Annotated in this window: 19 protein-coding genes; 12 read left to right on the top strand and 7 right to left on the bottom strand. The window is 45.8% G+C overall.

Features of this window, described 5'->3' with window-relative positions; genetic code table 11:
* Positions 1 to 87: 87 nt before the first annotated feature.
* Together rlmB and QUA20_RS24940 are read left to right on the top strand one after the other, a co-directional pair.
* A complete protein-coding gene (rlmB, locus tag QUA20_RS24945) occupies positions 88 to 1,560 on the top strand; it encodes a 23S rRNA (guanosine(2251)-2'-O)-methyltransferase RlmB (RefSeq protein ID WP_333192055.1) in 1,473 nt (490 codons plus the stop codon).
* Between the two features lie 303 nt (positions 1,561 to 1,863).
* Positions 1,864 to 2,142, top strand: a complete 279-nt coding sequence (locus tag QUA20_RS24940; RefSeq protein WP_172186147.1) for a DUF1816 domain-containing protein — start codon at positions 1,864 to 1,866, stop codon at positions 2,140 to 2,142.
* A 203-nt stretch (positions 2,143 to 2,345) separates the two neighbouring features.
* Here the strand turns inward: QUA20_RS24940 and QUA20_RS24935 are convergent, their stop codons facing one another.
* The 3 genes from QUA20_RS24935 to QUA20_RS24925 form a co-directional block, all read right to left on the bottom strand.
* A complete protein-coding gene (locus tag QUA20_RS24935; RefSeq protein WP_333192053.1) occupies positions 2,346 to 3,176 on the bottom strand; it encodes an alpha/beta hydrolase in 831 nt (276 codons plus the stop codon).
* 56 nt (positions 3,177 to 3,232) lie between these two features.
* Positions 3,233 to 4,534, bottom strand: a complete 1,302-nt coding sequence (locus QUA20_RS24930) for a serine hydrolase (protein ID WP_333192051.1) — start codon at positions 4,532 to 4,534, stop codon at positions 3,233 to 3,235.
* A gap of 213 nt (positions 4,535 to 4,747) precedes the next feature.
* Positions 4,748 to 5,203: a helix-turn-helix domain-containing protein gene (locus tag QUA20_RS24925; RefSeq protein ID WP_172186144.1), complete on the bottom strand. Its 456-nt coding sequence runs from the start codon at positions 5,201 to 5,203 to the stop codon at positions 4,748 to 4,750.
* 1,245 nt (positions 5,204 to 6,448) lie between these two features.
* Here QUA20_RS24925 and gatA point away from each other — a divergent pair.
* The gene (gatA, locus tag QUA20_RS24920) at positions 6,449 to 7,909 is read left to right on the top strand and encodes an Asp-tRNA(Asn)/Glu-tRNA(Gln) amidotransferase subunit GatA (protein WP_172186143.1); all 1,461 of its coding nucleotides are present in this window, start codon (positions 6,449 to 6,451) and stop codon (positions 7,907 to 7,909) included.
* 118 nt (positions 7,910 to 8,027) lie between these two features.
* Positions 8,028 to 9,086 carry an alpha/beta fold hydrolase gene (locus tag QUA20_RS24915; protein WP_333192047.1) on the top strand — a complete coding sequence of 353 codons (1,059 nt, stop codon included), beginning with the start codon at positions 8,028 to 8,030 and terminating at the stop codon, positions 9,084 to 9,086.
* 108 nt (positions 9,087 to 9,194) lie between these two features.
* On the opposite strand, the gene QUA20_RS24910 is transcribed toward QUA20_RS24915, so the two are convergent.
* On the bottom strand, positions 9,195 to 9,938 hold the full coding sequence (locus tag QUA20_RS24910; RefSeq protein ID WP_333192045.1) for a pentapeptide repeat-containing protein: 744 nt from the start codon (positions 9,936 to 9,938) through the stop codon (positions 9,195 to 9,197).
* 591 nt (positions 9,939 to 10,529) lie between these two features.
* Here QUA20_RS24910 and QUA20_RS24905 point away from each other — a divergent pair.
* From QUA20_RS24905 to QUA20_RS24895, 3 genes are all read left to right on the top strand, one after another.
* Positions 10,530 to 11,180, top strand: coding sequence for an ATP-binding protein (locus QUA20_RS24905; RefSeq protein WP_333192043.1), 651 nt, complete (start codon positions 10,530 to 10,532; stop codon positions 11,178 to 11,180).
* A 297-nt stretch (positions 11,181 to 11,477) separates the two neighbouring features.
* Positions 11,478 to 11,816 (top strand): DUF3593 domain-containing protein, encoded by a 339-nt coding sequence (locus QUA20_RS24900; RefSeq protein WP_172186139.1) that lies wholly within the window; start codon positions 11,478 to 11,480, stop codon positions 11,814 to 11,816.
* 325 nt (positions 11,817 to 12,141) lie between these two features.
* Entirely contained in the window at positions 12,142 to 14,229 is a 2,088-nt protein-coding gene (locus tag QUA20_RS24895; protein WP_333192040.1) for a serine/threonine-protein kinase, read from the top strand.
* Here QUA20_RS24895 and QUA20_RS24890 read toward each other — a convergent pair.
* Positions 14,206 to 18,045, bottom strand: coding sequence for a DNA polymerase III subunit alpha (locus QUA20_RS24890; RefSeq protein ID WP_333192038.1), 3,840 nt, complete (start codon positions 18,043 to 18,045; stop codon positions 14,206 to 14,208). The genes QUA20_RS24895 and QUA20_RS24890 overlap by 24 nt on opposite strands.
* Positions 18,046 to 18,518: 473 nt before the next feature.
* Between QUA20_RS24890 and QUA20_RS24885 the strand changes: the two genes are divergently transcribed.
* The 4 genes from QUA20_RS24885 to QUA20_RS24875 all read left to right on the top strand — a co-directional run bounded on the left by QUA20_RS24885 (position 18,519) and on the right by QUA20_RS24875 (position 20,202).
* Complete coding sequence (locus QUA20_RS24885) at positions 18,519 to 18,707, top strand: hypothetical protein (protein WP_333192036.1); 189 nt, start codon at positions 18,519 to 18,521, stop codon at positions 18,705 to 18,707.
* Positions 18,708 to 18,709: 2 nt separating this feature from the next.
* Positions 18,710 to 19,006, top strand: a complete 297-nt coding sequence (locus QUA20_RS24880) for a transposase (RefSeq protein WP_333192034.1) — start codon at positions 18,710 to 18,712, stop codon at positions 19,004 to 19,006.
* Entirely contained in the window at positions 19,002 to 19,241 is a 240-nt protein-coding gene (locus tag QUA20_RS32140) for a transposase (RefSeq protein ID WP_445304711.1), read from the top strand. Before QUA20_RS24880 ends, QUA20_RS32140 begins: the two co-directional genes overlap by 5 nt.
* A gap of 97 nt (positions 19,242 to 19,338) precedes the next feature.
* Complete coding sequence (locus QUA20_RS24875; protein ID WP_333192033.1) at positions 19,339 to 20,202, top strand: DUF4037 domain-containing protein; 864 nt, start codon at positions 19,339 to 19,341, stop codon at positions 20,200 to 20,202.
* Between the two features lie 73 nt (positions 20,203 to 20,275).
* Here QUA20_RS24875 and QUA20_RS24870 read toward each other — a convergent pair whose 3' ends face one another.
* Together QUA20_RS24870 and QUA20_RS24865 are read right to left on the bottom strand one after the other, a co-directional pair.
* Positions 20,276 to 20,695: a lysozyme inhibitor LprI family protein gene (locus QUA20_RS24870; protein WP_333192031.1), complete on the bottom strand. Its 420-nt coding sequence runs from the start codon at positions 20,693 to 20,695 to the stop codon at positions 20,276 to 20,278.
* A gap of 15 nt (positions 20,696 to 20,710) precedes the next feature.
* The gene (locus QUA20_RS24865) at positions 20,711 to 21,025 is read right to left on the bottom strand and encodes a DUF2499 domain-containing protein (protein ID WP_172186134.1); all 315 of its coding nucleotides are present in this window, start codon (positions 21,023 to 21,025) and stop codon (positions 20,711 to 20,713) included.
* A gap of 414 nt (positions 21,026 to 21,439) precedes the next feature.
* Here QUA20_RS24865 and csaB point away from each other — a divergent pair, with 414 nt between their 5' ends.
* Positions 21,440 to 22,486 (top strand): polysaccharide pyruvyl transferase CsaB, encoded by a 1,047-nt coding sequence (gene csaB, locus QUA20_RS24860; protein ID WP_333192029.1) that lies wholly within the window; start codon positions 21,440 to 21,442, stop codon positions 22,484 to 22,486.
* The last annotated feature ends 10 nt before the right edge of the window (positions 22,487 to 22,496 follow it).

Raw genomic sequence — 22,496 nt, 5'->3', positions numbered from 1 at the left:
AGCCCCAAACAAGATTGCTCCGTCAATTCTTCAATCGAAAATCAAAAATCGAAAATCAAAAATCGTTTTGACTGCCACAAAAAACCCATGAGAAAATTTACCAAACCAAGCTCCTCGCGCTCAAATTCCGATAGCAAGCCATTCAAAAGCGAAGGCCGCCGTCAGGACTCACAACCGTCCTCTCCCCGCTTTGAACGCAAGCCCCGTCCCGATACTCGCGGAGTAGATGCGCCTCAAAAGCGATCGACCTTCTCCCCCCAATCCCGAGAAATGCCCGTGAGAGCAATTTTCAAACGGAGAGCCAATTCCGACAGCCAACCGGAAATTCGCAGAAATAATCATTTCAAAGACAGAGACAGCAGCCCCCAGGAATCCCGGGGCAATTATTACCAAGACAGAGACAGAGACAGAGACAGCAGCCCGCAGCCGGTTCGCAACAATTTCCGAGACAGAGACAGCAGCCCGCAGCCAGTTCGCAACAATTTCCGAGACAGAGACAACAGCCCGCAGCCGGTTCGCAACAATTTCCGAGACAGAGACAGCAGCCCGCAGCCGGTTCGCAACAATTTCCGAGACAGAGACAGCAGCCCGCAGGAATCCCGGGGCAATTATTACAAAGACAGAGATAGAGACAGCAGCCCGCAGGAATCCCGGGGCAATTATTACAAAGACAAAGACAGAGACAGAGACAGAGACAGCAGCCCGCAGGAATTCCGGGGCAACCATTTCAGAGACAGAGACAAAGACAGAGACACTCGCCCTGTTGACACTGCCTCAAATACAGTCGTGCAACCAGACGCAGACACAGACGACATGATTTACGGTCGCCATGCGGTGCAAGCAGCTTTAGAAACAAACCAAGTCCTCAACCGGATCTGGGTTGTCCCGCACCTGCGGTACGATCCCCGCTTTCACAGCTTGCTAACCGAAGCCAAGGCTAACGGCAGCATCATTGATGAAGTTGACGATTTGCGCCTCGACTACATCACGCGCAAAGCCAACCACCAAGGCGTAGCGGCTCAAGTATCAGCTTACGAATACCTGGATTTGAGCGAACTGATCGCAAACGCTAAGTCTGCTTGCGAAGATCCAGTAATTGTGGTGGCAGAAGGACTCAACGACCCCCACAATCTAGGGGCGATCATTCGCACCGCAGAAGCATTGGGAGCTCAGGGCATGGTGATTCCGCAGCGGCGGGCTGTTGGGATTACCTCGGCAGTGAGAAAAGTGGCCGCAGGGGCATTGGAAAGCCTGCCAGTGGCGAGGGTTGTCAATCTTAACCGGGCGCTGGAAGAATTGAAAGAGGCTGGATTCTGGATTTATGGCACTGCCGCAGGCGTGGGTGACTCGGTAGAGACAATCAAGTTCTCTGGGCCCACTGTTTTAGTTGTGGGCGGTGAAGCTGACGGTTTGAGCCTTTTGATACAGCGCGGCTGTGACGGATTAGTTTCAATTCCTTTAAGGGGGAAGACTCCTAGCCTCAATGTCTCGGTAGCAACGGGGATGGCTTTATACGAAATTTACCGCCAGCGCGGGCCCAAAAAGTTTCACGTACACTGATCGTAAAGGTGCTTGAAAAAAAGAGCACAACAGAGTAGTTTATTGTGGGTGCCGCCCAGAATTGAGCGGCAGCACACCTTGAACAAGTAAGGAGAGCCGATCGGCTTTCGTTACGGACAGGCGAAAGTACAAGGGGCTTTCCCTCTACGTTCAAACAGGAATTCAATACCAATCTATTTAGATATCAGCTTTAAATAGGTTTGGATAGGTTCTTGGTAGCAGTCGTCAGCCACGTGTAAATAACGAAAGCCTAGGCGTGTTCGCAGCACCCTGAAAACACCGTCAAATACGTTAGAAAAGCACATGAAAGAATTCTTGATTAGCTTGCTCAATTTTTTCGGATTGGCTTGGTGGGTTGAAGTGAAAACTTCAGCGCCGCGGTGCATTTACTATTTTGGGCCGTTTTTGACGGCTCCAGAAGCGGAAGCTGCAAAAGCAGGATATGTAGAAGACATAGAAAATGAAGGGGCAGAAGGTCTTCGTGTTTCAATTCTTCGCTGCAAACCTGTTACTTTGACGGTTGCAGATGATTTGGGAAAGCTGACTGAGGGAGGGCTGTGGCCTGTTTTGAGCGGTCAGTAGAAGCAGGGGAAATTTTGAGTTTTGAGTTGTAAATTAAAATCCGGTAACTGCGGAATTATACATTGCTTGCGAGCGCTGATAGCGAGCGGGAAGCTCGCACTGCACTCGGAAATTTATGATTCGCAGGTAAACGGCAACGATATAAATTCAAAATTCTTGACTGTTGGGTGATTAATTGCTGCTGACAAACTCCAAACTTAAGACTAGCAATTACCAACTGCTTGGGGGAATTTCTCAATCCAACGATCGATGTCTGCGAGTACCCGATCGGGAATTTCCCAAGGGAACAAGTGGGCTGTATTTGGATAGCACTGCCACTGACAATTGTGAAGGTGGCGGGCTGTTTCTAAACTCGATGCCGAGGTGATGTGCCGATCGCCCTCTCCGGCCAACACCAAGCTCGGACATTGAATGTCGTCGAGGTGGATCAGTCGATCGTATCCAGCCCTCAGAGCGGTATTTAACGCCTTGGTGGCCGTGTTGGAAGTTTTGAGGTAGGCGGGGGTACCTGCCTGTGCTAAGTAGCGGTAAGGGGTGGCTTTCTGCTGCTGTATCAAGTAGCGAAAGAGCGATCGCCTACCAAAAGTATCAATATTCCACTGCCAACCGGGTATCGCCCAATTGATAATTCCGGCTAAACCGGTGTAAAGGTTATCTTGCCAAGAGATGGGAGGGTGACTTCCTCGCGGTTTGGCTGCGGATGCAAGTAGAATCAAACCCGTGACTCGCTGGGGATATTTCATGGCTAATTCCAGGGCTAAAATCCCTCCCAAAGACCATCCGATCACCAAACACCGATCGACTCCCAATCGGTCTAAAAGTGCTTCTAAATCGAGGAGGTGGTCGGTCATTTCAAAGAAAGTTGAGGTGCGGCTGTTGCCATATCCGCGCAAGTCTGGTGCGATCGTCTGGAACCGCTTTGATAAGTGTTCTGTAAAGACGGACATACAATCGCCGGAACCTGGATGGCCGTGCAAGCAGAGAATCGGAAACCCTTTGCCTTTGACGGAAACACTGAGTTTTTGATGCGGCATTTTTTAACTGTTTGGGCGGTGCGTTTTCCCCAGCTATAAATTTTATATTCCAGCCGTTAAAAGCTGGGGTTTCGGACAATGTAATCGGCAATTTTAGAAATAGACTGGCGCATTTGTAGATCGCTGCTGCGGCTGTCAATCACAGTCATCACATAGGCCTCGTCGTCAATGCTCATGGCTAAAGTTGTGCCGAGTACCCAGGAATTTTGGCCTGTTTTTTCCCCCAACCACTGAGCTTTAGTTCCTTGCAAGGCGGCAAATCCCAGAGCGCGATCGTACTGGCGGTTGAGAGTTTCTATTAACAGTTTAGCACCGGGTGTTTCGCCGTTGTAAATTTGCACCATCATTTCGGTGAGTTCGTTAGCTGTCACGCGGTTGCGACCAGAACCGGGGTTGGTGGGCATAGTTTTTTCCCCCATTAATTTGAAGTTGACGCGGGTGACTTCGTAGCCGCGATTATCTAAGAATTGATTGATGTAATCCGAGCCCAAATAATCGATCAGTTGATTGGTGGCTATATTGCTGCTGCGATAGATCATTTCTTCTAACAGTAGCTGTAGCGGGTAATTGCGATTGGACGTAATCTTCGCCGATGAGTCTTCGGTGAAATTACCGCGACTGACAAATACTTCCTGGTTCAGACTAATTTTTTCTTTTTCGACTTTTTGCATCAGGGCGACAGCAATCGGCAATTTTATTAAGCTGGCCGGACTGACCGGAGGCACATCGCCCCGCAGGTGCACGCACTCTCTAGAAAGGTGGCAAATGCCGATCGAAGCTTGCCCAGACAAACCGCTTTCCCGGGCAACCGCAGCCAAAAAATTAGATTTTGCTTGCTGCACTTGAGAGGTTGCTACCGTTAAATTTTCCCGGTATTCTTGAGTTTTTGAGGCAGTGAGAGAAGCTAAAAATGAATTTTGAGGAACTTCCTGCAAGTTGTTGAGGGCCTGATGCCACAAAAATTGAGTTTGCTGCGAAGATTCGATCGACTGATTTTGCTCGCGTTTAGTTTCTACGGCTCGGTTGGCTAAACGGACTGCTTGCTGTAAGTTGTCGTTAGCCCTCTGTTCTACTAATATTTGAGCTTCCACCGCCTGCAACTGCTGTAGGACTTGTTCTTGAGGATTTGTGGCGACGGGAACTAAGCGGGATAGCAGGGTTGGTTCTGGGGAGGGAGAGGGGGGCTGTTCTAATTCGCTGACGAGCCGGTCGCGAATTTTGTAGAGTTCGTCTAAGGAACGCGGGTTAGATGATTGAGAGAATGAACTTGCAATTGTTAACATCTGAACCAGTCCGATGCCAGCTACTACTGCCAAAGTCTTGTTAGCGATCGACAAAAAAGGCCTGATCCCTCGCATATTTAACATCCTCAACACAACCAAATTCTATATAAGCAGCTATTGTTACATCAGTCAAACGGTTTAAGATTTTAGATAGGAGAACAAATCTAAAATCTAAAATCTAAAATCTAAAATCTAAAATCGTTTGATTGCGGCACTGCGCTAAGATAACCAAAATAAAGGGAGCGATCGCACGAAGCTAATCAACCCCCTCTAAACATTGCGAACTATCTACTTTCTGCGCCGCCGTCGCCAGTCAGCACCCAACCGCTTGAGGTAATCCCAGCCGCGTTGGGGCCAGACATGATCGCTACCGATTTTTTCGGCAATCCAGCGAGCTACTTTCGGGCCTGTCCAGTCTCCGCCGTCGGGGGCAGATCCTTGCAGCGCTTGTCGCAGTTCTTCTTGCTGTTCAGGATTCAGCAAGGATTTCGCAGGAGGGGGCTGGCGGTCTCCGCTGCGGTTCCTAACAGAGTTAGGGCCTTCTCGGTTATAGCGCTGGACAATTTCTTTGGCGTAGTCGTAGTTGAGACCTACGACTTGGGCTGCTTGTTTGATAGTCCAATTTCGGGAAACTAAGAGCAGCAAGTGCCAGCGGCGCGACTCTGTGGTGTTTTGTGCCTGCCGGTAGCGAAGTTTGAGTTCCTCTGCCGTCAGGTGGGATTCTAAGTGAGCTTTAGGTGGCATTCCTCCAACGGGGCATCGGGAACTTCTTACCATATATCTTTGGTTTTGGGGATAATTCCGGATGAAATTGTTTTCCTGGGGATCGTGGGGGCAAATACCTAGCTTTTTTTGCTGCTGATGCACGCAGATAGATGCAGGTGAGGAAGCACTGCTGTTTTTTTGCAGGTGCGCCTAACCAAAGACCTCGGCGTGGCGGTGAGCGTTCCGAGCTTTTTTGTGAACGCCAGATTTCCGATCGGCTTTTTGACCCGTGGCACAATGGGCGTGGATGCGAAAAGCTCGATCTTTTCTGTAATTACGCTGCAGCCATTAATTCACTCGGATAACTGATAACTTTTCCTAATTTTTGGCTAAAGTAGTGCACTTCATTATCGGGGGATAATTCTTTTTGAAGTTGCAGCCACAAGCTAATATTTTGTTGCTCATAAGTCAATACGGTTCAGTTAAGCCCGATCCTCGCTAGCCCCCCAAACCAAGGAGGCAACAAGAACTCGATCTTGCATCCCCCCAACGATTGGGGGTATACGAGGGGGATCTGCGGGCAATAAACAGTTTGACCAAAGCGTATTGGCTAATAAGTTTCTATTTCTTATTCAGTTTTTTCAGGGCTATCAGGGGGGTAATCCAAGTTGAAATCCGCTTGATATCTAAATATGCTTTTAAACCATGGATTAATTGTATCTAGCGAAAGGGGTAAGAGTTCAGGAGCAATCTTGCCAATATTATCTGGTTATATTCCCCATAAAGAGTAGCAGCAATAATCGGGAAAAAGTTTTTTTTGATATTTTTTTTCGCTAAATTATTGGTTGCGTCGAATATAACATGGGTGAGAAATTTTAAATTTTGGAAAGGGCTAATTTGCTTTTAGATTTGAGATTAAAGAATTCGGAATGGGTGATTTTATAAGGATTTTAATCTTGCATACACAGTTGTGGAAGCAGAACTTAATTATGTAGGCTGCGCATTGCGCGCCTTACCCTTATAATTAACACGTCAAACCACTACTTTTTACCTAAGTCCTAATCCAGTTGCATTCTTTTTTTTTTAAATATTAGGTAAAAAGCTCTAGTGCTATTTTTTGTCTGGTGCGATTTTGAGAATTTAATCTATTGTATGTAAAAGGGTCGATCGCGCGATCGAACAAAGCCACAAAAATAGCGGACTTTGCCGAATAGCTGTAAGTGCGTGCAATTGCCAGTTATATTAACTGTATTGTCTCAAAGTAGAAATGATAAAGGTACGAGCATGGCATCCATCCGCGAGTTGCACCGACAACTGGTCAATAAAGAACGCTCGGCTGTGGAAATTACTCAAGAAGCATTAGACCGAATTACCCAGCTAGAGCCGAAGTTGAAAAGCTTTCTGTGCGTGACAGCAGACAGCGCATTGGCGCAGGCCCACAAAGTGGATGCCCAAATCGCAGCCGGAGAGCAAATTGGCCTGTTGGCCGGCATCCCGATCGCCGTTAAAGACAATATGTGTACCGAGGGCGTTCCCACAACCTGCGCCTCTCGAATTTTGGAGAATTTTGTGCCTCCCTACGATGCAACCGTCGTCTCGAAACTCCAAGCAGCCGGTGCGGTGATTGTGGGTAAGGCGAATATGGACGAGTTTGCAATGGGGAGCTCGACAGAAACTTCGGCCTATCAAGTTACCGCGAATCCTTGGGACTTGGAGCGCGTGCCCGGAGGGTCTTCTGGCGGTTCTGCCGCAGCGGTAGCCGCCGAAGAATGTGTCGTGAGTTTGGGTTCGGATACAGGCGGCTCAATCCGCCAACCTGCTGCTTTTTGCGGTTTGGTGGGGCTGAAACCGACTTATGGATTGGTTTCTCGCTACGGTTTGGTCGCCTATGCTTCTTCTCTCGATCAAATCGGGCCGTTTGGCCGGACTGTTGAGGATGCGGCGATTTTGTTGGGGGCGATCGCGGGTTACGATCCGAGAGATTCGACGAGTCTTAATGTCCCAATTCCTGACTACGCCCAAGCTTTAAGACCCAGTTTGCGACCGAAGGGTCAGATTAGAATTGGTGTAATTAAAGAAACTTTTGGTGTCGGGTTGGACTCGGGGGTTAAAGACGCTGTTACTAAGGCGATCGAGCAATTTCAACAATTGGGCGCAGAAATTCAAGTCATTTCTTGTCCCCGGTTCCGCTACGGTTTGCCCACTTACTACATTATTGCTCCCTCGGAAGCTTCGGCAAATTTGGCGCGATATGATGGAGTCAAATACGGTTTTCGGTCTCCAGACTCCGATAATCTTTTGGATATGTATGCCAAAACTCGCTCTCAAGGGTTCGGTGCGGAAGTTAAACGCCGGATTGCGATCGGTACTTACGTGTTGTCTGCTGGATATTACGACGCCTATTATCTAAAAGCTCAAAAAGTTCGGACTTTGATTAAAGAAGACTTTGAAAAAGCTTTTTCTCAAGTTGATGTTTTAGTCTGTCCCACTGCTCCTACTACCGCATTTAAGGCAGGGGAAAAATTTAATGACCCCCTGAGTATGTATTTGTCAGATTTGATGACTATTCCGGTGAATCTTGCTGGTTTACCAGCTTTGAGTTTGCCCTGCGGATTTGATGATAAAGGACTGCCAGTGGGTATACAACTAATTGGTAATGTTTTGCAAGAATCTCGGCTGTTTCAAGTGGCTCACGCTTACGAACAGTCTACGAATTGGCACTTGCACCACCCTGAATTGCATTAATTTTTGAAATTCGGCGGAATGCTGCGGCGGAAGTTAGTAATCGATCTTGGCTAATTGTCTGAATTAATCATTTGCCATTAGCTTTTGAGCGATCTCTAATTTTCCGCGTGCTCTATCTATGAACAAGTTGCTAGTATTCCTTTTGTCTAAATCGCTAATAGCTTTTGGGATAGTTTTGGCCGTTGCTTATTCTGCTGCTTGTGTATTCCTATTTGTAGCACAAGGTAAGTTTATCTTTTTTCCCGCGCGGGCGATCGAAACTACGCCAGATGATTTTCAGTTGAAATATCAAGATGTCTGGCTGCCAATTTCAACTAAAACAGGCGCGGTGGAAAGCGTGCACGGGTGGTGGATTCCTGCCTCGGAAAATCCCCCCAGCCCCCCCTTAGCAAGGGGTGGAGCCAGAAAGGGAGAGGCTGTTCCCTCTGTTAACACCGGAGACTCGGATACCCCCCCCAGCCCCCCCTTGCCAAGGGGGGGAGCTAGAGGAGTCGGAACGTCCCCGCAAAGTGAGAGACCGGCAGTCGCTCGGGTTCCCCCCCTTAACAAGGGGGGGTTAGGGGGGGTAGTTTTGTACCTGCACGGCAATGCTTCAAATGTGGGATCAAATGTCGAACACGCTCATCGATTTCATCGATTAGGTTTGTCGGTATTTGTGATGGATTATCGCGGTTATGGAAAAAGCCAGGGCGATTTTCCGAGTGAATCTCAGGTTTATGAGGATGCTCAACTTGCTTGGGATTATTTGGTGAAACAGCGGGGGATTAACCCGAATCAAATTTATATCTACGGTCATTCTTTGGGAGGGGCGATCGCGATCGATCTAGCCGTGCGTCACCCGGAGGCGGCGGGGTTAATCGTAGAAGGCTCTTTTACTTCGACACGGGCGATGGTGAATTTCCAAAAAGGGCTGTTTTGGATGTTTCCGATCGATGTTTTGCTGACACAGCGGTTTGATTCTCTTTCAAAAGTCGATCGCCTGCAAATGCCCGTACTGTTTATTCACGGGGCTGCTGACAATGTAGTTCCAGTGGAAATGAGCAAAAAAATGTTTGATGCAGCACCTGAACCCAAACAGCTTTACATAGTTCCTGATGGAGGTCACACTAATGTGGCACAGATCGGCGGCGCAGAATATCTGCAAATAGTGAGCCAATTTTTAGGTTCTTCAAACTAGATAAAAACTGTTGGCGGTAACAGGTTCAGTTGAATATCTGTACCGCCTGCTCGCACTTCTTTCTAAGAGTACATATCTGAAATAGAGCATTGATCGCGATGATAATGCTTAGTAGAACCTTAATACATTAAGCCACCAGTCATTCAAGGCATAGCAGTAATTACAGTAATTGTTCGTGCTGATCGCTTGTTCTTTCTTAACTTCGCAGCCTCGCCGAGATATTTTTTGGTTTGGCATCCGGGCGCCGCAAAGATTGGCATCTGTGAGATTAGCTTTGTTCAATCTCGCATCCCTCAAGTCGGCAGATCTCAGGTCTGCACCGCTGAGATTTGCACCGCTTAAATCGGCTTCTTTGAGGTCTGCACCGGTGAGATTTGCACCGCTTAAATCGGCATTTCTCAGATCGGTTCGACTGAGTTTGGCGGCGCTCAAATTACTGCATTTTAAGTTAGCCAACTGGAGAGATGCGTCTCGAAGAAAACTCTCGCTGAGGTTGGCATTTTCTAAGTTGGCTCCCCTGATGTCGGCCCTGCTCATGTCGGCTTTGCTGAGGTCGGCGTCGGCCAAAAAGGCGTTTCTCATGTTGGCGTTGTTTAAATTAGCTTCCATTAAGTCAGCCGCAGTCAAGTCGGCATCAACTAAGTCGGCCCTGCTGAGAGTGGCGCGGCTCAAGGAAGCGCCAAACAAATCTGCACGGCTCAAGGAAGCGCCAAATAAGTCGCATCCGGGACATCCTCTTGTTTCTAGCAGCCGCTTGACTAGAGACAGATTTTGAGCTTGTAAGGGAAGTGCGGCGCAAAATGGGAGTAGCAGTATTGCTGCAGCGAGAATTTTCAGGTTGATTTTGGTCATAGTCTGGGTAAGTCCTGTAACTGCCTTTCATCACCGATTTGTCTGCTGGACTTACACGCGGGGCACTAAAAACTCAGTTTCCTCGTTAATTCCTCGCTGTCAAACCCAATATTCTTAGCAGAAACCGGGTTTTTTGCGCAAGTCCTAATTTAGTGGATTGACGCGGCTCGACGGTATAAGGTTCGATCGCGCTCGCGCTTACGGATATTACCTACGCCTTGGGGATGAGATCGCGCACTTCCAGGCTCCCTTCCAGCTTCCCACGGCAGAAAGCCGGCGCTGAATGCCAGGGATTCTGGAGCTTGCGACGGCTGCAGCAAGTGGCTGGCTCCGACAGCGGATAAGTATTTGTACTCAATGCAGTTGGATTGTGCTGGGTAGGGCGATCGTTCTCCGTACAGGCGATCGGTAAATAAGCCAATTGGCTTAGACTTTTAAGACTTATTGCTGATGCGTTGCCTTTTGTAAAAAAGATAGCATTCTGGTGTGACCCCCGAAATAATACCGAGCCAAGAAGTATCAAAAAAATACCGCGTGTCTCGGCGGGTGATAAAATTGGGTACAGCTAACACTTTCAGACGAGGAAAATAGATGTCGAACAGCATAGATCAACTTGCAGAAGGCGGCAGGGGGATCAAACTCATGTGGCAGGTTGCAGACGAGCTAAGTTACACACGGACTCTCGACGGTCGAAATTGTTTGTCCCTGAGCAAAAGTTACGAAGTAGAAGGTCGCAATCGATCGCAAAATATAAAAAATGCTAGCATTTTAGATGAGTTAATGAATTGCTTAAATACCTGGGATTGGCAGAATGAAATACAGCAGGAACAAGAACTGCATGACAGTTGTGTTCAACACATTAGCCTGCAAGTCAACACAGATGTGAATGCTTTAACTCTAGTTTTGGAGTGGTTTGAGCAGTTGAAAGATTTATCGATACCTAATGAGGTTTGGTGGAAGTTTCAGTTAGCTTTGGCTGAAGGTTTCACTAATGCAGTTCGCCACGCTCACAAAAATCTGCCAGTTGAAACTCCTGTTCAACTGGAAATTATGGTGTTTAAGGGACGGTTGGAACTCAAAATTTTAGATTGTGGCCCGTATTTTGATTTTGATGCTAAGCTGAAGGAAACTATCGCAGCAGATAGAAAACGCTGCTCGGATTTAGAGGTTTTGAACCATCCTTGCTTAATGCCTAGCAGACCGAAAACTTGGGAACTGTCTCAGTTTATAATTGCTCGATAGCTTTGGAGTGAGAGACAATTAACAGACTGCCACGGTTGAAAATGTCTTATGCTAAAAACGCTGTTAGGGGACGAGTGACGGGTTTTGTCTCCCTGTGCGTGAGGGGTTTTGAATACTTCCGACCTGCTGCGGCTTTGCTTAAAAGCTATGGGCTTGGGTGATTCTCTAGCGGTTCGAGAGCAACCGGTGCCTCTGTCGAATTAAACATTAAAAACTCAAAATTAAAAGTTCAAAATTATTCACACTAATTTGGGATTTTTTAATTTATCATAGTATCTGGTTGCTCACCAATTACTAATGATTTCCAAAGAAACTTTATTTGTTCTGTCTCTATTTCCCTACTTGGGATTTCTCTGGTTTTTGACTCGATCGGGAAAAACACCCCGTTTAGCTCTGATGGGATTTTACGGCACTCTGGTTTTTGTGGCTGTGACTATTCCCGCCGCAATTTACGCAAAAGTTGCCTACAACGAGTCGCTAGCAAATGTCGATTGGCTGCACGGTTCTGCGGAATTATTCTTAACAATTGCCAATATTTTAGTAGTTTTAGGCTTTAGGGAAGCGGTGATTAAAGCCAAAGCATCCTCACAGAATGGCGGCGGGGAGCAAGAGTGTCTTCTAGATGGGGGAGAATAGCCGGGATCGTCTCAGCTTTGTATTTACTCTCCGCAGAAATGCTCCCGAATAGCCGCAGTTAACAGTTAAATGTTGACATACCAGTTGGTGCTCCGCCAAGCTGCAAAATTTTAGGAAAGCATTAGAATATATGGAAACTCACATCAAGCACTTCTAGTGTCATCGCCTTGGTTTCTTGCCACAGGCTCAACCTGAGAGCCGAGATTTTGGGTTTAGAAAGCCAGTTTCTCAGGTATTATCGAGAATGGTGCTCTGGGCGTGAGTGGAAACAGACTACCATGTTGCTAAGTTTAGCTGTGGTGGGAATCTCCAGGCCGGAAAAAAGATGAGCTATTGCCTCAATCCCCATTGCCAAAAGCCGCAAAATGCTGACTCAAGCAATTTTTGTCTGGCGTGCGGCTCTAAATTGCTACTGAAAGAGCGTTACCGCGCCATTCAACCTATCGGTGAAGGAACATTTGGCAGAACTTTTTTAGCTGTCGATGAAGATAGGTTGAAAACTCGCTGCGCAATCAAACAATTTTTCCCCCAAGTTCAAGAGAAGGAAGAATTAGAAAAGGCAACTGCACTGTTCAAACAAGAAGCTCATCGGCTGCACGAACTCGGAGAGCACCCGCAGATTCCAAGTTTGCTGGCTTCTTTTGAACAAGCCAAACGTCTGTATCTTGTGGAAGAGTTAATCGAGGGAAATAATTTGTTTCAGGAGTTGCAGCAGCGGGGTGCTTTTAGCGAGGAACAGATTTGGGAATTGTTGATCAATTTGTTGCCTGTTTTGCAATTTGTTCACGAGCAGCAGGTGATTCATCGCGATATTAAGCCGGAAAATATTGTGCGGAGAACTCCCCAAACCTTGTGGGCTGTGGCGGGATATGGCAGCTCGACTACTGGTAAAGAAAAAGGAGGGGCAACTTTACCTCAATCTTCTGCTGGTATAGAAGGGATAATTGTTGCTGAATCCCATGCTGTACAGGGGAAGGCGAGGGGGGGTCAGTTTGTGCTAGTAGATTTTGGAGTTGCTAAGCACATTACCGGCATTTCTGAGGCGAAAACAGGGACGATAACTGGAACTGCTGGCTATGCGCCGATCGAACAAATTCGCAGCGGCAAAGCGTATCCGGCGAGCGACCTTTACAGTTTGGGCGTTACCTGCATTCACCTGCTAACTGGGGCGGTACTGAATGATTTGTTCGATGCTTTGGAATGCAAATGGATTTGGCGATCGCACTTGGCGCAAAAAGGCATAAAAGTCAGCCAAAAATTAGCAACTATTTTGAATAAATTGCTCAAAGATTCGGTAAAAGATCGATATCAGTCCGCTGGTGAAGTGCTGCAAGACTTGGTAAAATTTGGGCAATATCCCCGCTCTCAAATTTCTTATAATTATCGAACCAAAATAGCTATAAATTCGCCCTTAACTAACTCGCAGCCAAATACAGCAACCGCCGTATCGGCCGCGCCGGCCCAAAATATTCATGTTGCGCCATCCGCTAGCAATCCGAAATTATTGTCTCCTAACTGGCAGTGCGCGCGCATTCTCCACGGTCATTCAGACTCGGTTAATGCTGTTGTTATTAATCCTCAAGGCAATATTCTCGCGAGCGCCAGCGACGATAAAACAATTAAGCTGTGGAACCTGCAAACAGGTGAATTCCTCCATACTTTTTTCGGCCATTCCGCTAGGGTTGATGCTGTGGCAATCAGCCCAGATGGGAGAATGATGGTTAGCGGCAGTTTTGACAGAAAAGTCATTGAGTGGAAGCTGGATAAAAAGGCGATGATTCGCGAATTTTACAGCGATTTTGGTTCGCCGTACAGTCACCGCTACGGCTCCGTGTACTCGGTGGCTTTTAGTTGCGACTCTGGAGCGATTGCGAGTGCTAGCGGCGACCAGAGTATTAAATTGTGGAACCAGCGCAACGGAGCATTGGTTCAAAAACTGTCGGGACATTCTGACAAGGTTTTATCTGTTAGTTTTCGCCCTCAAAGTATGATGCTTGCCAGCGGCAGTGCTGACAAAACTATCAAGATGTGGCTTGTAGGTATTGGGGAGAGTGTACGGACTTTTGTCGGTCATTCAGATTGGGTTTATGCGATCGCATTTAGTCAAGACGGCAAGACGATTGTCAGTGGAAGTGCCGACGCTACTGTTAAATTGTGGAATGCCGATACAGGGGAATTGATTAATACTTTGAGGGGGCATTCTGATGCGGTGATTTCGGTGGCGATTAGTCCCGATCGCGAAACTATGGCTAGTGGCAGTCGAGATGGTACGGTTAAACTCTGGAACCTGGAAACAGGAGAATGTTTGTGCTCTCTTGCTGGGTGCAATCCGGTGGCTTTTAGTCCTGACGGTCAAACTTTAGTCACCGGTGGCGATGGCGGCGAAGTGTTAGTTTGGCGGGCGTCTGTTTAATTGGGCGAGATAATTGAGATACTTGTGAAGGCGATCGGCGTCAGTGTCAAGTAAACAACTGGCCCAAGAGTGTACATTAAGTTGCGATCGCATTTCTCGAAATACCGCAGCATCCCCGCGATTGTCTAGAGGAAAAACCCAAGCATCAAATCCAGCCGACTTGAGACGGCTAACAGTTCCCTCGCCATCTTGCACCCACAATTGAGGGCTAATGCGAAGGGGTTGACAGGAATATTCACCGACAACAATTCCCCCCAAAGAAACGCTAGCACCTTCTCCACGATTGGAAAGTTCTTGCAAAATAGCTTTGAGAGAATTGAGTTTTTTCCCGTCTTGTACTTGCTGCGGTGTCAGCTTGACAATCACCATTTCTAAAACTTCCACAGGTTTTGTCGATCGTACAATGTTGACTGGTTCCGCCGGCCAAGGGTTGTTTATTTCCGGTTCCGCCCTCTCGATTTCCTCTGCAACCTGTACTGTTTCAACCGGCTTTGCAGTGTCTACAATTATCTGAATTTCCTCCCCATCTTTCTCAATTTTTCCACTAATCTGTAAGATCGCATTCTCTACAATGTAAGGTTTCACTTGTTCGTAAGCCTTGGGGAACACAACAGCTTTTATTTGATGTGTCAAATCTTCTAATTGCAAAATTGCCATCCCCTCGCCTTTTTTTGTTACTACAAGTTTAATAGTGCTGAGCATGACAATAACTGATACTTTCCCCTTTTTATCTGCTAACTGTTCGAGAGTCACAACATCGGGGTCTTGGTTTACTTGAATCAGAAACTTTAGCGGATGCTCTGATACATAAAAACCGAGCAATTCTTTTTCTAAGCGCAATTTTTCCTGTTTGTCAAAATCTTTAACCAATTTAGATTTTGGCGCAGACTCATAGGTATTGACCGACTTGCCAAAGCTATTCGTACCTAACAAGTCAAAGAGATTACCTTGCCCGCTTTCTCGATCTCTTTTGCGGTCCTGCGCCCATTTCATTACCCCTTCGAGGTCGTTTACTAATTGATGACGGTTGTCGTCAATTTTGTCAAAAGCTCCGCATTGAATTAAAGCTTCTAGAGCGCGGCGGTTCACAGAATGGAGATTTACGCGATCGCACAAATCCGGCAGCGATTTAAACTTACCCCCTTCCTGCCGCGCCGCCAAAATATTTTCAATTGCCGCTTCTCCCACATTTTTAACCGCCGAAACCCCAAACAAAATTTTATCTTTTGCACCTCCAGTCATCTGTTTTGGCAGCGGTGTAAAAGTAAGTTGAGAGCTATTAACATCTGGCGGCTCAACCTCAATACCCAGCTTGAGACAATTGGCAATATATTTCTGTACTTTATCCTGATCGCCCCTGTTAGCAGTCAGCAGTGCAGCCATGTATTCTACAGGATAATTCGCCTTTAAATAGGCAGTTTGATACGTGATATAGGCATAGGCCATTGAATGGGATTTATTAAAGCAATATTCGGCGAATTGCAGCATCTGTGCGAACAGTTTATCAGCTATTCTTTGGCTAACTCCATTCTTAGTAGCCCCGTCGATAAACGTTTCTTTTTGCTTCTGCATTTCATCAGCTTTCTTTTTGCCCATTGCGCGCCGCAGCAAGTCAGCTTGACCCAAAGAATAGCCCGCCAAATCTTGAGCCATCCGCATAATTTGCTCTTGAAAGCAAAGCGTTCCGTAAGTCTCTTTTAAAATCGGCTCTAATAGCGGATGATCGTACTCAACTGCTTTACCGTGCTTGCAGTCAATAAACTGAGGAATCAAACCTGCATCCAGCGGGCCGGGTCGGTAAAGTGCCAAAATAGAAGAAATATCATCCAGACAGGAAGGTTTGATTTTTTTTACTACATCCAGCATTCCGGAAGATTCCAACTGAAAAATACCTTCTAAATCTCCTTTTTCTAAAAGTTTATAAGTTTTGGCTACATCAGCGGGCAACTTTTTGATTCTAGTAAATGTCTCTTGAGCTTTGCGTTCCATCTCAGAAGGCAGGGCTTCGGCATCGATGGTTATATCTTGGGTTTGCTTAACATATTCAACAGTTTTCTGGAGTGTTGTTAAATTTTTTAATCCCAAAAAGTCCATTTTCAGCAGCCCCAAAAATTCCAAATCTTCCATGAAATATTGGGTAATCACAGCACCCTCATTATTCTTTTGCAGCGGTACAAGTTCATCCAAGGGCTCTGAAGAAATTACCACACCGGCTGCGTGAACCCCATAGGTTTTGTTGGTTCCTTCAATGCGAATTGCCATGTCAATCCACTGACGAACGGGGACTTTAGTACCAGTTTCTGCATTTATGCAAATTGTATTTTCATAGTTGTCTTTAAATTCCTGTGCAGGTGTGTCATCGGAAATCATCACTTTAAGTTTTTCCGGTTTTCCTCTGGAGACGGGAATTAATTTTGCCATTTCGTCGGCTTTTTTGTAGGGAATACCTAACACCCTCCCAACATCTTTCAATACAGCTTTTGATGTCATTCTGTTGAAAGTAATAATTTGCGCTACGCGCTCGCTACCATATTTTTCAGTAACGTATTTAATCATGTCATCCCGCCTTTCTATGCAGAAATCGCTATCAATATCTGGCATAGATTTCCGTTCGGGATTGAGAAATCGCTCGAATAGTAGTCCGTGGTGTACGGGGTCTATATTGGTGATTTTGAGGACGTAGGCAACTAGAGAACCTGCGGCAGAACCGCGTCCTGGCCCTACTGGAATATCGTTGTCTCTCGCATATTTTATGTAGTCCCAAACTACTAAAAAGTATTCCGAAAAGCCCATCTGCTGAAGCATTTTCAATTCGTATTCTAGTCTTTGTTTGTAGACTGGGGGGATTTCATTTCTGGTGCGGGCTTTGAGGCGTTCTAAGAGTCCCAGCCAGGATATTTCTTCTACATAAGTATCGGCTGTATGTTCTGGGGGAATTGGAATTGTGGGAATCCGAGCTTCTCCTGTCAGCTCGTATCTCGATACTTTATTTGCGACTTCTAGGGTATTTTCGATCGCATCTTTGATTGTTTCATCATCCAAATGGTCTCGAAACAGTTGCGCCATCTCGTCTGCGGACTTCAAATACTCAGTACCGCTGTAGCGCATCCGCTTGTCTTCTTCAATAAGTTTGTTGGTGTTAATGCACAGCAAAGCATCGTGTGCTTCTACGTCGTTGCAGGAAATATAGTGAGAATCATTGGTGGCAATTATTTTAATGTTGAGCTCGCGGGCAATTTTGACGATTTCAACATTAACAATCCGGTCTTCCGGGGAACCGTGGTCTTGAATTTCTATATAATAATCTTCCCCAAATACTTCTTTATACCATGTGGCTACTTCACGGGCAGCATCTAGCTTGTTTTGCAGAATCATTTGCGGAACTTCCCCGCCCAAACAAGCACTGGTAACAATTAAACCTTCAGAGTATTGTTTTAGCAGTTCCTTGTTGATGCAAGGTCGAGCAAAAATACCTCTTTCAGGCATTCCCTTTAAATGGGAAATTGTGGTTAGTTTGACGAGGTTTCTATAACCTTGGGTATTTTTAGCTAAAACAACTTGATGGTATTTTCTTCTACCTCGAACTTTGACTTCTATGTCGCCGTTGACGACATACATTTCATTGCCAATAATCGGCTTGATATTTTTATTTCGGCAAACTTTGATTAGCTCGATCGCCCCGTACATCACCCCGTGGTCTGTAAGGGCGATCGCGGGCATCCCCAATTCCACCGCCCGTTCTGCGAGCTGCTGTAGCTGAGACGCCCCGTCCAGCAGGCTATAATCGCTGTGAATGTGCAAACCAACGAAGGACATAGCGATTTTAGATTTTAGATTTTAGATTTTAGATTCTACACCATTGGCGTGTCAAAGCGTCAAATAAAAAACAAAGCTTTATATCACTTTTGAGCAGGTTTAGGTTGGAGGTCTGATGTAGCAGCGCATCAGTTCGCCTCCGCCGTATTTGTTAACAATTATCAATTGTTGAATTACGAGTTCAAAGTTATGCGTTAAAATACAGCGGTTCCCGCTGTAATTTGGTACAATAAATAATAACAAAATATCATTTTGTATTCAAAACTAATGAAAACATATTCCCTCGATCTCCGCAAAAAAATAGTGAGATCACATTTGGTTCAAAAAATGTCAATTAGGAAAGTATCCATCACGTTTGGTGGAGCGCAAAAGTCTCGTCCAAAAACTGGTAAAACAACAACAAATCGAGGGAAACTTACAACCTAAACAGAGGGGTAAACCACAATGAGCGTCACCTAGCAAATGCGGAAGCAATGATCAGAATACTGGTGGCTGAGCATCAAGATGCTACTTTGGTAGAGCTATGTGAATTATTTGCTATTAAGACGGGAAATTGGGTGAGTCGGACGGCAATGTGTCGCTACCTACAGAAATTAGGACTCAATCGTAAAAAAAAACATGGCGCAGTAGCCAAGCCGGGACTGAAAGAGTCCAAAAATTGAGAGTGGAGTATTGGGAAAAGATCAAAGATATCGAGCCAGAAAATTTAGTATTTTTGGATGAAACTGGTATCCTGCTAGGACTGAGCAGAACTCATGCACGTTCACAACGCGGGACAAGAGCATACCAAAAAAAAGCATTTTATCGGGGTGGTAAAGTCACAGCTATTGGCGCAATTAGTATGAATAAAGTGTTAGCATTGATGACAATGAATGATTCAATGGATGGACAGGCATTTGCTATATTTATTCAGCATTTTTTATGTCCTAAATTATGGGAAGGAGCGGTAGACGTGAATTGATAATTTACCCGCCCATAAATTAGCATCAATCAAGCCAATGATTGAATCTGTAGGAGCGAGTATTATTTGTTTATCTCCATACTCTCCTGATTTTAACCCAATAGAGCTTTGGTGGTCGCAACTCAAATCTTTTTTGCGTATGTTCACTCCAACTACCACGTCGATGATCGATCAAATAATTGCAGTTGCCCTCAACTTAATCAATCCTCAACATTTAAGAAATTGGGAAAGCTAATTGTTGCTACTGTACTTCATAACAGCGGTAACCGCTGTATTGAGTGCTAGAGTTAAGCATTTGCTGTGATTTTTTAAGTGCAAAAAAAGGTAATTAAATGCTGCATAATTATCAACTAGCTCTCAAAGAAATTCCCCCACTGGCTCAAACAATTGGGGAGCAGTTCAGCAGTTTGCCTCAAGTTGTAGCCGTCGTTTTAGCAGGTTCTCGAACAACTATAGTTACGGATGAGTCGTCTGATTTTGATTTTTACGTATATGTTGAAGAGGAAATTCCTGTTGACATACGGGAGGCGATAGCGAGACAATTTTCCGATCGCATCGCAATCAACAATCAATTTTGGGAACCCGGGGACGAGTGGATAGATATTAACACTGGCTGCGGTATAGATATTATGTACCGCCAGCCCGAATGGATCGAAGAAGAACTCGATCGCGTCCTGGTCAAACATCAAGCATCAGTAGGTTATTCAACCTGTTTTTGGTGGAACGTTCTCACCTCAGTATCATTGTATGACAGAGACGGTTGGTTTCAGCAATTGCAAGCAAATGTGGATCGACCTTATCCCCAACAACTCCGTCAAGCGATAATTGCCAAAAATTATCCGATTTTGCGCCACCTGATTTTTTCATTTCGCCACCAGTTAGAATCCGCTGTTCTGCGCCGCGATTCAGTAAGTATTATCCATCGAACAGCAGCTTTTTTAGGCAGTTATTTTGATATTATTTTTGCTTTTAATTCTATCCCTCATCCGGGCGAAAAGCGCCTGGTAGAAAGGGCAACAGCTTTGTGCTCAAAATTGCCGGAAGATTTGGAAAGCCAGATTCACAGTTTAACTAATTCTATTTCGTTACCTGCTGGCGATCGCCAAATTTTACATTGTCTTGATAGACTGGTTGACAGTCTCGATCAATTGTTGATTGAGGCAGGTTTAATTGCTACTAATTCTTTCGCTAACTAGGTAAGTGCAAAAAAACCATAGTTCCATATCCTAGGGTTAGCAGTGTGCACCTCCCTCAATAGCGATCGAAATTTTACAAATTTGCTTGTTTCAAATAACCTTCCAAATCTTTAATCCGTTCTTGCGTCACTCTGGCCCTGCAATAACCGTAGGTAGAAGCAGCCAAACTACCGCCTTCAAACTGTCCTTTTGCATAATCACAATTTTCATCTCGAAATTTGATCCAAGTACGCTGTGCCACCGTCAATCTCTGCTTTTGTCTACTGCTGATTTTTGCTTGCAGTTGCTGATAGACTTGATTGAGCTTTTTGTCGGCAGCCTCAAACTCTTGACTGGAACAGACATTCATCTCTAGTGTGGTTTGAGGATTTTTGCAGTTAGGCTGTTGGGCGACTTGTACAGGGATGTTGCTGGCTTTGCTGGGAAGCAAAAAGCCGGCTGTCAATAAAAGCAAACTCGCCGCAAATTTTACCCAAATAGTGCTATTTGTCACTTAGTTTCTCCCTTTTTAATCTTTAATTTTCTCTGCTGGCTGCGCCGATCGCCAAATCCACCAAGCCGCCGCCCACAGAGTAAAATTGCCGATGAGAGTCATCGCCGCTTGCAGGGTAACGATCCATTCTAGGGCTGGGGAGTTGTCAAAATAGTGCCATGTACAGGCACACATAGCGCTGACAAGAGCGGGCAACATTCCGGCTGAAAGGGCCCACCAAGCTCGGTTTTGAGTGACTTCGCCGTAAGTCCAAATTAACCAGATGGCGGCAATCCACTCGACGACGCTAGAGATGTGAATAATCCAGGTGGGAATTGACAAAGCGTGCATTTTTTGTATCGTGAACGAAGATGAAAGATTTATCGATCGGGACTTACGCAACTGTCATATAAAGTATGATGAGTCAGTCGATTTTAGATTTTAGATTTTAGATTTTAGATTTACTCCACAGATGAATCTTGGAGCTTGAGCTTTGGTCTAAAATTTTAGGAGCAGCCACGACTTAAGTCGGGGCTTGTACCTGTTTTTGGGCTGGTCATACAATTTTAGATTAGCGATTTGAGATTTTATTAGATTTGCGATTTTAACTGACTGATGACGTAAAGCCTGGAAGCTTGCTGACAGTAGCATTTTTTTTGGTAGTAGTATCAAATTTCAAATTTCAAATCTCAAAAAAATCTAAAATCTAAAATCTAAAATCTAAAATAGTTAGATTCCCCATCACAAACAAAGAAAAGAGTAGAAATGCGAGCAATTTTGTGCGGCTATTACGGTAAAGGCAACGGCGGCGACGAGGCGCTGTTGGCATCGCTACTGCAAATGTTACCAGATGGCGTGACGCCGATCGTCCTGTCTGGCAATCCTGTCGAGACAAATCAGCGGTACGGGGTAGCTGCGCGCGATCGCATGAATGCGTTCCAAGTTCTCGAAGCACTCCGCACCTCCGACGCGCTAATTTGGGGCGGCGGTAGTTTAATCCAAGACGCTACTAGCATTGCGAGCCCTTTCTATTATGGCGGTTTGATGGGAATAGCGCAGCGGATGGGCTTAAAAACTGTTGCCTGGGCCCAGGGAATTGGGCCTTTGAAGCGGGAAATGACTCGCAAGTTATCTCAGCGGTGTTTTGCTGGATGCACCGCCGTCAGCGTGCGGGATAAAGGTTCAGCTACTTTACTTGCAGATTGGAAAATTCCCTTTACTTTAGCGCCCGATCCGGTGTGGGCTTTGGAGAATTCCCCTGTGTCGGGTTTGTGGGATTTACCGGCGCCCAGAGTTGCTGTTTGTTTGCGTTCTCATTCTACACTAACTCCCGCGCGTTTGTCAATCTTAACTCAAGCTTTAGTTGACTTTCAAAAAGCAACTCGCACCTTAATTTTGCTGCTGCCTTTTCAAGCGTCTCACGACTTAGAGATTGCCCAACATTTGCACGAAGCCCTGCCCAAAAGGAGTCGCATCCTCAGTTTAGAAGACCCCAGAAAATTGAAAGGAGTGTTCCGGGGAGTCGAAATGGCGATCGGGATGCGCTACCACAGTTTAATTATGGCCGCATCCGAAGAATGCCGCTGTTTTGCCCTCAGCTACGACCCCAAAGTCAGTCAATTGATGGACGAGTTAGAAATGCCGGGATACTTATTATCAGAATTGCCAGAAGATCCTTATTTAATTAGCAAAACCTGGATGGAACACTATGCTAACGGCGACGCCTTATCGCCAGACAGGATAAAATTTATAGTAGGGCGATCGCTCTTTCATCGCGAAGTATTGCGAGCTGCGCTCCAGCAGTCTCAGTAATAGCAGTCTC

The organism is Microcoleus sp. Pol7_A1 (genome assembly GCF_036701085.1).
Lineage (GTDB): Bacteria > Cyanobacteriota > Cyanobacteriia > Cyanobacteriales > Microcoleaceae > Microcoleus > Microcoleus asticus.
The sequence above is the reverse complement of the archived record's forward strand: the minus strand, read 5'-3'. Positions and strand labels throughout refer to the sequence as shown.

Bases quoted from the DNA above. Each gene is read 5' to 3' on its own strand.
- rlmB (WP_333192055.1), top strand. From the start codon at position 88: ATGAGAAAATTTACCAAACCAAGCTCCTCGCGCTCAAATTCCGATAGC.
- QUA20_RS24940 (WP_172186147.1), top strand. From the start codon at position 1,864: ATGAAAGAATTCTTGATTAGCTTGCTCAATTTTTTCGGATTGGCTTGG.
- QUA20_RS24935 (WP_333192053.1), bottom strand. From the start codon at position 3,176: ATGCCGCATCAAAAACTCAGTGTTTCCGTCAAAGGCAAAGGGTTTCCG.
- QUA20_RS24930 (WP_333192051.1), bottom strand. From the start codon at position 4,534: ATGCGAGGGATCAGGCCTTTTTTGTCGATCGCTAACAAGACTTTGGCA.
- QUA20_RS24925 (WP_172186144.1), bottom strand. From the start codon at position 5,203: ATGCCACCTAAAGCTCACTTAGAATCCCACCTGACGGCAGAGGAACTC.
- gatA (WP_172186143.1), top strand. From the start codon at position 6,449: ATGGCATCCATCCGCGAGTTGCACCGACAACTGGTCAATAAAGAACGC.
- QUA20_RS24915 (WP_333192047.1), top strand. From the start codon at position 8,028: ATGAACAAGTTGCTAGTATTCCTTTTGTCTAAATCGCTAATAGCTTTT.
- QUA20_RS24910 (WP_333192045.1), bottom strand. From the start codon at position 9,938: ATGACCAAAATCAACCTGAAAATTCTCGCTGCAGCAATACTGCTACTC.
- QUA20_RS24905 (WP_333192043.1), top strand. From the start codon at position 10,530: ATGTCGAACAGCATAGATCAACTTGCAGAAGGCGGCAGGGGGATCAAA.
- QUA20_RS24900 (WP_172186139.1), top strand. From the start codon at position 11,478: ATGATTTCCAAAGAAACTTTATTTGTTCTGTCTCTATTTCCCTACTTG.
- QUA20_RS24895 (WP_333192040.1), top strand. From the start codon at position 12,142: ATGAGCTATTGCCTCAATCCCCATTGCCAAAAGCCGCAAAATGCTGAC.
- QUA20_RS24890 (WP_333192038.1), bottom strand. From the start codon at position 18,045: ATGTCCTTCGTTGGTTTGCACATTCACAGCGATTATAGCCTGCTGGAC.
- QUA20_RS24885 (WP_333192036.1), top strand. From the start codon at position 18,519: ATGATCAGAATACTGGTGGCTGAGCATCAAGATGCTACTTTGGTAGAG.
- QUA20_RS24875 (WP_333192033.1), top strand. From the start codon at position 19,339: ATGCTGCATAATTATCAACTAGCTCTCAAAGAAATTCCCCCACTGGCT.
- QUA20_RS24865 (WP_172186134.1), bottom strand. From the start codon at position 21,025: ATGCACGCTTTGTCAATTCCCACCTGGATTATTCACATCTCTAGCGTC.
- csaB (WP_333192029.1), top strand. From the start codon at position 21,440: ATGCGAGCAATTTTGTGCGGCTATTACGGTAAAGGCAACGGCGGCGAC.